General features: G+C 44.6%; 12 protein-coding genes. 6 read left to right on the top strand and 6 right to left on the bottom strand.

Translation table 11 applies throughout. The features are described 5' to 3' along the window. The first annotated feature begins 12 nt into the window (after nt 1–12). Both AOC33_RS04250 and AOC33_RS04245 read left to right on the top strand, forming a co-directional pair. A complete protein-coding gene (locus AOC33_RS04250; protein WP_089515314.1) occupies nt 13–771 on the top strand; it encodes a glycosyltransferase family 2 protein in 759 nt (252 codons plus the stop codon). 9 nt (nt 772–780) lie between these two features. Further along, entirely contained in the window at nt 781–1,869 is a 1,089-nt protein-coding gene (locus AOC33_RS04245; RefSeq protein WP_089515313.1) for a glycosyltransferase family 4 protein, read from the top strand. 10 nt (nt 1,870–1,879) lie between these two features. Here the strand turns inward: AOC33_RS04245 and dnaE are convergent, their stop codons facing one another. Beyond that, nucleotides 1,880–5,386 (bottom strand): DNA polymerase III subunit alpha, encoded by a 3,507-nt coding sequence (dnaE, locus tag AOC33_RS04240; RefSeq protein WP_089515312.1) that lies wholly within the window; start codon nt 5,384–5,386, stop codon nt 1,880–1,882. Between the two features lie 3 nt (nt 5,387–5,389). On the opposite strand from dnaE, the gene gluQRS reads away from it, so the two are divergent. Beyond that, nucleotides 5,390–6,304 carry a tRNA glutamyl-Q(34) synthetase GluQRS gene (gluQRS, locus tag AOC33_RS04235; RefSeq protein WP_089515311.1) on the top strand — a complete coding sequence of 305 codons (915 nt, stop codon included), beginning with the start codon at nt 5,390–5,392 and terminating at the stop codon, nt 6,302–6,304. Between the two features lie 43 nt (nt 6,305–6,347). Here the strand turns inward: gluQRS and AOC33_RS04230 are convergent, their stop codons facing one another. Beyond that, a complete protein-coding gene (locus AOC33_RS04230; protein WP_245835583.1) occupies nt 6,348–7,721 on the bottom strand; it encodes a DEAD/DEAH box helicase in 1,374 nt (457 codons plus the stop codon). A 46-nt stretch (nt 7,722–7,767) separates the two neighbouring features. Continuing rightward, nucleotides 7,768–8,175, bottom strand: a complete 408-nt coding sequence (locus AOC33_RS04225; protein WP_089515310.1) for a GlcG/HbpS family heme-binding protein — start codon at nt 8,173–8,175, stop codon at nt 7,768–7,770. A gap of 230 nt (nt 8,176–8,405) precedes the next feature. Here AOC33_RS04225 and AOC33_RS04220 point away from each other — a divergent pair, with 230 nt between their 5' ends. Continuing rightward, complete coding sequence (locus AOC33_RS04220) at nt 8,406–8,708, top strand: ArsR/SmtB family transcription factor (RefSeq protein WP_089515601.1); 303 nt, start codon at nt 8,406–8,408, stop codon at nt 8,706–8,708. Between the two features lie 10 nt (nt 8,709–8,718). Continuing rightward, a complete protein-coding gene (locus tag AOC33_RS04215; protein WP_089515309.1) occupies nt 8,719–8,907 on the top strand; it encodes a YgaP family membrane protein in 189 nt (62 codons plus the stop codon). 38 nt (nt 8,908–8,945) lie between these two features. Here the strand turns inward: AOC33_RS04215 and AOC33_RS04210 are convergent, their stop codons facing one another. The 3 genes from AOC33_RS04210 to queG are packed head-to-tail and all read right to left on the bottom strand — an operon-like array spanning nt 8,946 to nt 11,189. After that, a complete protein-coding gene (locus tag AOC33_RS04210) occupies nt 8,946–9,317 on the bottom strand; it encodes an AzlD domain-containing protein (RefSeq protein ID WP_245835582.1) in 372 nt (123 codons plus the stop codon). After that, complete coding sequence (locus tag AOC33_RS04205) at nt 9,310–10,017, bottom strand: AzlC family ABC transporter permease (protein WP_089515308.1); 708 nt, start codon at nt 10,015–10,017, stop codon at nt 9,310–9,312. The genes AOC33_RS04210 and AOC33_RS04205 overlap by 8 nt, the downstream gene beginning before the upstream one ends. A 41-nt stretch (nt 10,018–10,058) precedes the next feature. Next, nucleotides 10,059–11,189, bottom strand: a complete 1,131-nt coding sequence (gene queG / locus AOC33_RS04200; protein WP_425439812.1) for a tRNA epoxyqueuosine(34) reductase QueG — start codon at nt 11,187–11,189, stop codon at nt 10,059–10,061. 33 nt (nt 11,190–11,222) lie between these two features. Between queG and tsaE the strand changes: the two genes are divergently transcribed. Continuing rightward, nucleotides 11,223–11,771: a tRNA (adenosine(37)-N6)-threonylcarbamoyltransferase complex ATPase subunit type 1 TsaE gene (gene tsaE, locus AOC33_RS04195; RefSeq protein WP_245835581.1), complete on the top strand. Its 549-nt coding sequence runs from the start codon at nt 11,223–11,225 to the stop codon at nt 11,769–11,771. Nucleotides 11,772–11,774: the final 3 nt, after the last annotated feature.

Raw genomic sequence — 11,774 nt, 5'->3', positions numbered from 1 at the left:
TAACATCGCTCTATGAGCCTATCAGTCATCTTAATTACTAAAAATGAAGAAGCCAACCTCAAGGACTGCCTTGAGAGTGTTTCTTTTGCAGATGAGATTATCGTTGTAGACAGTCAAAGTAGCGATAAAACTCAAGAAATTGCTCGATCTTTCGGTGCAAAGCTTGAAATCACCTCAGATTGGCCTGGATTTGGTCCACAAAAGAATCGTGCCCTCAATTTGGCCACGCAAGATTGGGTTTTATCGATCGATGCTGATGAAAGGGTCACACCTGAACTAAAACAAGAAATTTTGACCGCTATAGCATCACCCAATGCCGCAGATTGTTATGCCATTCCCCGCTCTTCTTGGTACTGTGGCCGCTTCATGAAGCACTCAGGATGGTACCCAGATTACGTTGATCGCTTATTCAAACGAGGCAGTGCAAAATTTTCTGATCACTTGGTGCATGAACGTTTGCTTCCCACTGGATCGAGTGGAAAACTAAATAATCACTTTTTACATTACAGCTATAGAGACTTTTCTCAAGTGTTAAAGAAAGTTGATGTCTATTCAAGTGCAGCAGCACAACAAGCATTCAAGCAAGGTAAAAAAGGTGGGCTTGGAGAGGCTTTGATCCATGGATTTTGGGCTTTTTTCAGAACCTATGTTTTAAGACGTGGTTTTTTAGACGGAAAACATGGCTTGGCACTGGCAATCTCAAACGCAGCAACGTCTTATTACAAGTATCTTAAATTGTGGCAACTACAGAATAAAAAAGATATCTATTAAAAGGTTGACGTGTCAGACAAAGCATTACAAATTATTCAAATTGTCAGAAACTGGGGCCCTGTTGGTGGCATGGAATCATATGTCTGGCAACTCAGCCATGAACTAGCCAAAAAGAATTGTCTCGTCACCGTTATTTGCGAACAATCTTGTTATGCGCCAGATCACTCAAACATCAAGATCATTGAAATAGGTCAGCTCAAACAAAAACCAAGATGGCTGATGTACAGACGATTTGCCAAAAAAGTAGATGACGTTATTCAAGAACTGGGTGTGCAAAACTTTGTGATTCACAGTCACGAAAGAAGTATCTCTCACGACATCACCACTTTTCACTCCATGCCATTTGCAACAGTCAAAGACAAGGGCTGGTGGAAAAGATTATCGATCAGGGCTTGGTCTTACTTAAGAATGGAAGCACAAGAATTAGGCATTGATGTAACCACTGGGCGAACAAAAGATTTAAAAATCATTCCCGTATCAAGCGTCATTGCAACAGCGATTAAAAAATACTACCCCCAAGCTCAATCGAACATTCAAACACCCATTACCCCAGGCGTTTCACAAACCCCAAAGAGGCTGAGCAAGCAAGTTTCCCATGATGGAGGAACGATTGGTTTCATTGGTAAAGAATGGGCCAGAAAAGGCTTTGAGCAATTCATGAGGATTGCTCAGCAATTAAAGGCTTCACGTCCAAATCTCAAACTCTTGGTACTTGGTCCTGAAAAAGAGCAGGTGATGCATTTGTGCGCCAACTATCCTGGAGAGATTTCATTTTTAGGTTGGCAAGCCAGCGCTAATTACTACCAAGAGTTAGATCTGCTGATTCATCCAGCGTCCAGTGAAGCGTATGGCATGGTGATCAGCGAAGCGATGGCGTCAAGCGTACCAGTATTGGTTTCAAGTGCCTGCGGAGCGGCCAGTGATGTCAGCCCTCAACATGGCAGCGTATTAGACTTACAGGATTCTCTAAATAATTGGGTGGGTCAAGGAAACCATTGGCTTGCTCATGCCAGTGAAGTACCAGGATATGAACGCCCTTGGTCTCAAGTGGCCAATGAGTATTTAACTCAATATGAATTAATTGCTAAAAACAAATAGGTCTGCTTGATCAAGCGTACTTGACTTCAACCATTCCTTGACCGCCTGACTTATTCAAAGCCACGCTCAAGTTTCTGATACTTTCATCATCAGGATAAATCTTCCAAGTATCAGGGAACTGAACCAAGCAGGCAGTTCCATTTGAAATAACATCCGCCGTCATCATCAAACCTTGTTGATTTTTACCTGCAAAGGTACTGACCTGCTGCTTGAATCCAGAAAGATCAATGCCCTGCTGAAGCTGTACATGCAAACTTCTCGCAAACTTTAAACGTGCCGTAGTCACATCCATGATTGACTCGGCAACAACCCTCATGCCTCCTGAAAATTTATCAGGCGTGACACTGACCTTGGCGATGATCAATTCATCTTCTTTCAACCAATGTCTATTGGGTTCAAATAGTTCGCTATATATAGTCATCTCTATTTGAGCTGAACCATCATCAATCGTTGCAATCATCAACTTGCCGCGTGGACCCATCATGCTTCTGGTAGAAGTCATGATGCCTGCAATCAAGCGATCCTTGCCTTCGGTCAATTGATTTAACTTGGTTCTCACAAAATGACTGACTTCATCACGATAAGCATCAAACAAATGGCCAGTTAAATATAAACCTAAGGCGGCTTTTTCTTCTTGCAAGCGACGCTTCTCGAACCAAGCATCTTCATTGATCAACTCTGGCTTATGCTCATCTGAAGAGCCCGCCATATCAAACAAGCTCACCTGCTGCGCAGAAGCATCTGCTTGATCAGCTGCTTCCATCGCTCTTGGTAAAGATGCTAAAAGTGTTGCTCGAGAATCAAAACCGCCATACAAAGAATCAAAAGCTCCCGCACGAATCAAGGCTTCCATCGTGCGACGGTTGACCACGCGACGATCTAATCTAGAGCAGAAATCAAACAGGTCTTTGAAGGGACCATCAGCTCTTGCCTGAATAATTTGCTCAATCGCACCCTCTCCTGAACCTCTGATAGCACCCAAGCCATAACGGATCATGGTGGCTGCCTGCTCTTTATCTTGAGGATCTTCACGCAATGGCATGAAGCGGTAAACACTGGTGTTCACATCTGGAGGAAGAATCTTGATCTTATTGGCCAATGCATCTTCGTAAAGTATTTTTACTTTATCGGTGTCATCCATGGCCAATGACATGTTGGCTGCAATAAATTCAGCTGGGTAGTGCGCCTTCAACCAAGCCGTGTGATAAGCCAACAAAGCATAGGCTGCGGCATGTGATTTATTAAAACCGTAGCCCGCAAACTTTTCCATCAAGTCAAAAGTTTCATCAGCCTTATCAGCCTTCAGTCCACTTTTGCCAGCACCATCTCTGAACAATTGACGATGCTCAGCCATCTCTTCAGGCTTTTTCTTACCCATGGCACGACGCAATAAGTCAGCGCCACCCAGTGAGTAACCACCAATGATCTGCGCCATCTGCATCACCTGCTCTTGATAAACCATGATGCCGTAGGTTTCTCTTAGAACCGGTTCAACACGTGGATCTGGGTAATGCACTTGTTCTTTGCCGTGTTTACGCGCAATAAATGACGGGATCAAATCCATCGGACCCGGACGATACAAAGCCACCAAGGCAATGATGTCCTCAAAGCGGTCAGGCTTTGCCTCACGCAACATGCCTTGCATGCCACGACTTTCTAATTGGAACACCGCGACTGTATTAGCATTTTTTAAAATTTCAAATGCAGCAGGATCATCGAGTGGCACTTGACCAACGCGCCAATCTTTCTTCTCTGGGTATAGCTGATGAATATATCTTTCAGCCCAATCTAAGATCGTGAGAGTTGTGAGTCCCAAGAAGTCAAACTTGACCAAGCCGACCGCTTCAACATCATCCTTGTCAAACTGGCTGACCACCCCAGAATCTGAACCTTCTTTGCCATCTTTACTACCTTGGGTATACAAAGGACAAAAATCTGTGAGCTTGCCTGGAGCAATCAATACGCCACCAGCATGCATGCCAACGTTTCGGGTCATGCCCTCTAACTGTTGAGCCAAACCCAACAATTGTTTAACTTCTTCCTCGCGAGACTCGCGCTCAGCCAAAAGCTTTTCTTCTTTCTTGGCTTGCTCAATCGTGACTTGCTGACCGGGCTTATTAGGAATCAGTTTAGAAATGCCATCCACAAATCCGTATGGCTGCTCAAGCACACGTCCCACATCTCGAATCGCCGCACGCGCTGCCATCGTGCCAAATGTGGCAATTTGACTGACCGCATCTTTGCCGTATTTTTCTTTTACATAGGCAATCACGCGGTCGCGACCGTGCTGACAGAAATCAATATCAAAGTCAGGCATGGAGACGCGCTCAGGATTTAAGAATCGCTCAAAGAGCAAGTTATATCTCAATGGATCTAGATCCGTAATGCCCAAAGAGTAAGCAACCAATGAACCAGCTCCAGAACCTCGACCAGGACCGACTGGCACACCATTAGTTTTTGCCCAGTTAATAAAATCAGCAACGATCAAAAAGTAACCCGGGAAACCCATTTGAGAAATGGTTCTTGCCTCAAACTTTAAACGCACCTCATAACTGGGTCGCTGCTTTTCTCTTTCAGCCTCATCAGGATACAAATGCAATAAATGTTTGGATAAGCCTTCCATGGCTTTTTCCATCAAATAATCATCCAATGTCATACCTTTAGGCACTGGAAAATCTGGCAACTGAGGCTTACCCAAAGTCAACGATAAATTACAACGCTTGGCAATTTCCACGCTGTTCGTGATGGCTGCTGGCAAATCTGCAAAAAGCGTTTGCATCTCTGTTTGAGTTTTAAAGTACTGCTCAGGCGTGAATTTTTTTGCACGCTTAGGATTACCGAGCACTTCTCCTTCAGCAATACACACTCGCGCCTCATGTGCTCTGAAGTCAGAGGGCTTCATGAACTGAATTGAATGCGTTGCCACCACCGGTAATTGAAGTTCATTGGCCAAATGAACGGCTTCATGAAGGTGCGCTTCATCTTGAGGATGACCGGCACGCTGAACCTCAATATAAAAAGAATCTTTAAAGTAATTTGCCCACTTTTTGGCACAGACCAAAGCTTCAGCATGCTGACCTGCCAACAAATGCTGTCCAACATCACCCAATCTTGCACCGGATAATGCAATCAAACCTTCGGCATGCTGCTTGAACCAAGTTTCATCAATTTCAGATCTGCCTTTGAATTGATTGGTCAGCGATGCCTTGGTTAATAGCTCGCATAAATTCAAATAACCCTGATGATTTTTTACCAACAACTGCAATCTGAATGGTTTATCTCTATCTTCAGCATTGGTGATCCAAACATCACTACCAATAATAGGTTTAATACCTTCTTTGCGTGCAGCTTGATAGAATTTAACCAAACCAAACACATTGCTCAAATCGGTCAGAGCCAATGCCCCCATTTGATCTTTAACCACGGCAGTAATGGCATCATCTATGCGCACAGCCCCATCCACAATCGAATATTCGGAGTGAAGACGCAAATGAACAAAGTTGGTATTTAAAGACATGAGATGATTTTAGCTATGTTCAAGACTGAATACCGCGGTCGCTTCGCACCCTCACCCACAGGAGCTCTCCACGCCGGGTCGCTCGCAACTGCCCTAGGCAGTTGGCTCAACGCCCGAGCACATCAAGGAAAGTGGCTTTTACGGATCGAGGACCTTGATTTACCAAGGTGCGTTCCAGGCGCCGACAAAATCATCATTCAACAACTGCACAATTGCGGTTTACATTGGGATGAAGAGATTGAATACCAATCAAAACGAAGCCATTTCTACGAATCAGCATTGAATCAATTGTTGCAAGAAAAAAAGACTTACGGTTGTCGATGCACGCGCAAACAAATCGAAGATCAATTACTGCGTTTGGGCAAAAAGAAAGATCGGCATGGTGAATTAGTCTACCCAAGAAGCTGCCGAAATTTAAAAGATGTCACTGAACCGTGCGCTTGGCGTTTATTGGTCACAGACCCTGAGATTGAATCATCCGTGGGTGATTTTGTCTTAAGGCGCTCAGACAGAGTGTTCACCTATCAGCTGGCTGTTGTCGTGGATGACTACTTACAAGGAATCACACACATCGTCAGAGGTGAGGATTTATTGGACAACACCGCAAGACAAATTTATTTACAAAAACAACTGAACTACCCTCAACCTCATTATCTTCACCTGCCTTTGGTGCGAGATGGCAACAATGAAAAGCTCAGCAAACAAACCAATGCAACTGCGATTGCTTGCAATACCCCTGGTGAAGCATTAGAAGCTCTTCAGGCCGCCGCAAAGCATTTGGGATTAGATGAGCCTGAACTTTTTAAAAATAGGGCTAACAGCACTCAAGCCAGTGAATCAACAATCAATGAATCAACGATCACACAGTGGTTAGAAACCGCTGTTGAGCATTACCGAAAAACCCGTTTGTCAATTTAAATGTGGCTTTAACTGCAGCTTTAACCACAGCTTTAACTGCAGCTTATTTTTTAAAGCCGCCCAATAGAGCAGCTCTTGGCTTGCCGCCAGGCTGAATAGATGGCTTACTAGCTACCTGAGCAGAAGCTTGAGCTCCTGCCTGAGCACTTGGTTCAGCTTGACCAAGTGTTGATTGTTTTTCTTCTTTTGCAGCGGATGCTTGATAAGGCATATAGAAGAATGGATCTCCAGCCGGACCACTAGCAGGATCCGGCACTGGTAAACGCAAAAGCTTGCGGTTCATTAACTTCTCAATATCAGCCAACAGTCTTTCTTCAGAAGCATCGACCAATGCAATCGCATCACCCTGCGCACCTGCACGACCAGTACGACCGATGCGATGCACATAATCCTCAGCATTGAATGGCAACTCATGATTGATCACGCAAGGCATGTCTGCAATATCAAGGCCTCGTGCTGCCACATCAGTGGCCACCAAAACATCCATCGTGCCTTTTTTGAAAGACTCTAAGATTTGCATGCGTTCAATCTGACTCTTGTCTCCATGAATCGCACCAGCTTTGATACCGCTGCGCTCTAAGGCACTGGCCAATTTACCGCAACCAATGCGGCTATTAGTAAACACGATGGCTTGACGAGTCAAACCTTGCTGAATACGCGCTTTTAAAACTTTGATGACCGCATCTTTCTTTTGCTCAGATGGCACCATGTGTATCACTTGGCGAACCGTATCTGCAGCAGCATTTTGTCTTGCGACCTCAATGGTCACTGGATCACGCAAATAGCTTTGCGCTAATTTTTTAATCTCTGGTGAAAAAGTGGCCGAGAACAAAAGTGTCTGACGTTTTGCAGGGATCAAGCCAATGATGCGTTGAAGGTCTGGCAAGAAGCCCATATCCAACATGCGATCCGCTTCATCCAAAATCAAAAATTGCACTTGAGATAAATTCGCAGTTTTTTGACCAATGTGATCCAGCAAGCGACCTGGTGTTGCAATCAATAGCTCAACACCCGAGCGCAATAAACTTATTTGAGCAGACATATCAACACCACCAAACACCACAGCCGTTCTGATATCGGTGTACTTGGCGTACTTGAATGCGTTATCAGCCACCTGATCTGCCAACTCACGGGTTGGAGTTAAAACCAAAGCACGTATCGGATGTCTGGCAGGAGATGCACTACTGCTCGCTAAAGGCAAAATGTTTTGCAAAATCGGCAAAACAAATGCGGCAGTTTTGCCGGTACCAGTTTGCGCAGCACCCATCACATCTTGACCCTTCAAGACATGCGGCATCGCTTGCGCTTGAATCGGTGTGGGCGTTGTGTAGCCCTGCTCTAAAACAGCGCGCAGGATGGGTTCGGAAAATCCGAAATCTGTAAAACTTGGGGGGGTATTGGTTTGTTCTGTACTCACAGGGCTCTATTATGAGGCCTGTGAGTATTTAGCATTGATTTATTGCTTAAAGAGCTGCGATACCAGCTTTGGCAATTTCAGCGTCTTCATTTGATTTAACACCTGAAACACCAATAGCACCAATCGTTTGGCCGTCGACCACGATATTCACACCACCCTCAAGAGTTCCCTGAAGAACAGCTGTGGCATTTAAAAATGAGTAACGTCCGCCATTGATCACGTCTTCATAGATTTTGCTTTCACGGCGCCCTAAGGCTGATGCACGGCCTTTTTCTTGAGCAATATAGGTCGACACAGGCGGGCAATTATCACGACGTGTAAAGCCCAATAAATGGCCGCCATCATCAACCACTGCAATCGATACTGCCCAGTTGTTTTTCTCAGCATGAGCATTGGCTGCGGCCAATATTTTTTGCACATCTAATTGATTTAAATAAGCTTTTTGACCTGGCATGCTGTTCTCCTATGAAGATTTATGTTTTTTAAGACTTTGTACGATACCTTAAATTGGTCTTTTCGTCCGCCAATAGCGGTCGCATTTAGCCAAGAAGCCAATAAGAACATGATCAAACCAAGCTCAATTGATCTCAATCAATAGTTAATATTAATATATAATGTAAATAATTAATTAATCAATTGGTGAACTTGATGGATGCAAAAGAAAAACTGTCAATAAATGAGAGCATGCAATTTGACATTGCTGCCATGAGAGATAACGCAGATAAAGCCTGTCGCATGATGAAAACATTGGCCAATCGTGACCGCTTGATGTTGTTATGCCAATTAAGCCAAGGCGAAAAGCGCGTTGGAGAGTTAGAAGAGGTCACCAATATTCAACAACCCACTTTGTCGCAACAATTGGCCGTGCTTCGTGACGAAGGCGTTGTATCAACTCGCCGTGATGGCAAACATATTTATTACAAGATTTCGAGCCCCATCGCTATATCTGTGATGGAATTGTTGTACGCCAGCTACTGTGGCAAATAAGGAGAAGTCTATGCAATGCAATGTCGCCGGAATTGACCGCACTTTACGTATCGCAATTGGCGCACTCTTGGTTGTTTTGGCAATCATTGGTGTGATTGGTAACTGGGGATGGATTGGTTTATTGCCGATCGCAACGGGTGTGTTTCGTTTTTGCCCAGCCTACCCATTATTGGGCATCAAAACTTGTAAGAATGATTGATTCTTATTTGTTGATTTAAAGTTCTGTGCGGTTGGTGATCAACCCAAAAAGTTCATCACCAATCCGTACAACACCAAACCAAATGTTCCCACCAGCAATGCTGGAATCATGCGCTCACCTGGCTTTGAATACATGATGATGAGCGCCACAATGCTCACCCCCAAACGAACAGAAATCGGCACCGTGGCAAGCAAGCCCACCGGCAACAAAATGATGCGAACTGTTAAAGCTGCCACCATCGCATAAGTGACTGCTGACAACCATTTAAATAATTCGCTGTCTTGGTTTATTTTTCCAGAAAAATAAACGCCGAAGCCCCGCCAAAAATAAGTTCCCACACAAGCAGCAATCAAAGCAGCCCACATACCGGCATCATTGAACATGGTGCTTAGTTCTGATGACTCAAGCATGTTGTCTATTCCTAAAATATTTATCAACCATGTAAGCAATCGTGCCGCCAAACAGTCCTGCGATCAATAAAGAGTAATCAGGGAACCAAAGATAAGAGAGCAAACCAAGCGGTGCGCCCAATAAGATCGCAATTCGATTCCCTCTTGGCTTAACTTCAGTGAAAGTTAATAAGAAAAAGAGTGGGTTGATAAACACCAAACCCAAATTGATATAACTTGGCACTTGTCCCGCCACCATGTAACCCAAGACTGTCGCTGGCGTTGATACAGCCCAACATACAAAAGCAAATCCCGTGAAATAAGAAAGACGATCCTCAGGTTTCATTTTTGGAAAATCTCTCATGGACACAGCCCATGCTGTCATCGCCACAAAATGAACCACCAAATAATAGAAAGAACTGCGTTGCTTTTCCGGGAACTGTGGAAAGAGTGTTAAACACATCGTGAAGAATCGTGTGGCCGTGAGCGTGACAGCGATCGCAATCGTGACACCCGAGGCACTCAAGACGAGCATCTCAACAAGCACCACCTGACCAGGCAATGCGAACATGAAGAAACTCGTGGCACTGGTTAGCCAAATATCTAAACCATTGGCCTGCCCCATCGCCCCAAAACCTAACATGCCTGCAAACAAAATAGCCGCAGGAGCACCAAATGCGTCTTTGACGCCCTTTAAAACAATGTCTCTATTCAAACTCATGGGATGCAGTTTATTGGTTTTTTTATTTTTAGTTATTTGATCTATTTAGATACTTTACTTGTCTGCATCAAAGCCCACTCAATGTGCTCTTTCAGCATGTCACTGGCATTGGGTAAGACTTGCTTTAAACCACCAATGATTTTTTCTCTGACACCGTCATCAAGAGTCTCTGATCTGAGGGCATTGCCCATGCCCACGGCAAGATTACGCCGCCAAGCTTCATACCCAATTCTGCGGATTGGACTGCCTTCGTGCTTAGACAAAAAGTCCTCTTCTGACCATGACCATAAATTCAATAAGTCAGCATGCTCCAAACCATGCCTTGGTAAAAAATCAGGCACTGAACTTAGTTGAGCAAATTTGTTCCAAGGACAAACCAACTGACAATCATCGCAACCATAGACTCGGTTGCCCATCAAGGGCCTGAGTTCTTCAGGAATAGATCCTTGATGCTCAATCGTTAAATATGAAATGCAACGACGTGCATCTAATTGGTAAGGCGCTGTGATGGCTTGAGTTGGACAAATATTGATACAAGCAGAACATTCGCCACAATGACTGGTGATTGGTTCATCAACCGGGAACGGCACATCCACCAGGATTTCACCCAAGAAAAACATCGACCCTGCTTCACGATTGAGTAATAAGGTGTGCTTGCCTCGCCAACCCAAACCCGACTTATTCGCCATCTCAACTTCCATGACTGGGCCAGAGTCAACAAATACCCGATAACCAAAAGGACCTATTTTTTTCTCAATCACATCAGCCAAAGATTGCAAGCGCTGGCGCAACACCTTGTGATAGTCACGACCTCGGGCATACATGGCCACCACCGCCTGAGAAGGCTCATCCCATCGGGCGATCTCTTTATTTCGCCAATCAACTGCTTGGCGCATTTCAGAGGTATCCGGCAAGTAATCCATCCGAACCGTCAAAACCCGAACCGTGCCCGGCTGCAATTCTTGAGGATTGAGTCGCAAATGAGCGCGCTCCCTCATATAATTCATGTCACCGTGACGCCCAGCATCCAACCACTCTTTCAATCTTGGTCCTGCCACACTCAAATCTGTGTCAGAAACTCTGATATCGCCAAATCCCAAATCGATAGCCTCGCGCCTCAACCAAGAAATATCTTGGATGAAATGATCTTTGGTTGTTTGGGTTTGAGTCACGATTTTTGCTCCATGATGAGATTGTAGGTCCCAATGACAAAAGATACTCATCTGATGATCACATCCAGAACTCTTTCTTCTGAGCAAGACACAGAGGCATTTGCTTTAAAGCTTGCTCAACAGATTAAAAAGCTTTTTCAAGAAAAAAATAATCACTTAGATAAAGCCCTGCACTTTTCTTTGGTGGGCGATCTGGGTGTTGGCAAAACCACCCTGACAAGGTACATCCTTCGCTCATTAGGACACATGGGCAAAGTCAAAAGCCCTACCTACGGTTTGTGCGAACCCTACCAAGTGAATCTCAATCTAAAAAACAACACAAATGAAATAGCCGAAACAAACCTGCCCTTTCATCACTTTGATTTGTACCGCATGAGTTATGCCAAAGAATGGATGGATGCCGGATTCAGAGATGTGTTCAGCGAACCAGGCATTTGTATGGTTGAGTGGCCAGAAAAAGCAGAAGGTACATTGCCTCAAGCCGATTGGATCATCTCCTTAACCACCAATGATGATGACACTCGATCACTCACGATCACCAGTCAAACAGATATTGGCGATGAGCTGATCAAAGGGTTTTAAGAA

It is taken from the genome of Polynucleobacter cosmopolitanus, from assembly GCF_002224225.1.
Lineage (GTDB): Bacteria > Pseudomonadota > Gammaproteobacteria > Burkholderiales > Burkholderiaceae > Polynucleobacter > Polynucleobacter cosmopolitanus.
The sequence above is the reverse complement of the archived record's forward strand: the minus strand, read 5'-3'. Positions and strand labels throughout refer to the sequence as shown.

Coding starts and splice junctions, on each gene's coding strand:
- AOC33_RS04205 (WP_089515308.1), bottom strand. CDS start 10,017: ATGAGTTTGAATAGAGACATTGTTTTAAAGGGCGTCAAAGACGCATTT.
- dnaE (WP_089515312.1), bottom strand. CDS start 5,386: ATGTCTTTAAATACCAACTTTGTTCATTTGCGTCTTCACTCCGAATAT.
- tsaE (WP_245835581.1), top strand. CDS start 11,223: ATGACAAAAGATACTCATCTGATGATCACATCCAGAACTCTTTCTTCT.
- gluQRS (WP_089515311.1), top strand. CDS start 5,390: ATGATTTTAGCTATGTTCAAGACTGAATACCGCGGTCGCTTCGCACCC.
- AOC33_RS04225 (WP_089515310.1), bottom strand. CDS start 8,175: ATGCCAGGTCAAAAAGCTTATTTAAATCAATTAGATGTGCAAAAAATA.
- AOC33_RS04220 (WP_089515601.1), top strand. CDS start 8,406: ATGCAATTTGACATTGCTGCCATGAGAGATAACGCAGATAAAGCCTGT.
- AOC33_RS04215 (WP_089515309.1), top strand. CDS start 8,719: ATGCAATGCAATGTCGCCGGAATTGACCGCACTTTACGTATCGCAATT.
- AOC33_RS04250 (WP_089515314.1), top strand. CDS start 13: ATGAGCCTATCAGTCATCTTAATTACTAAAAATGAAGAAGCCAACCTC.
- AOC33_RS04210 (WP_245835582.1), bottom strand. CDS start 9,317: ATGCTTGAGTCATCAGAACTAAGCACCATGTTCAATGATGCCGGTATG.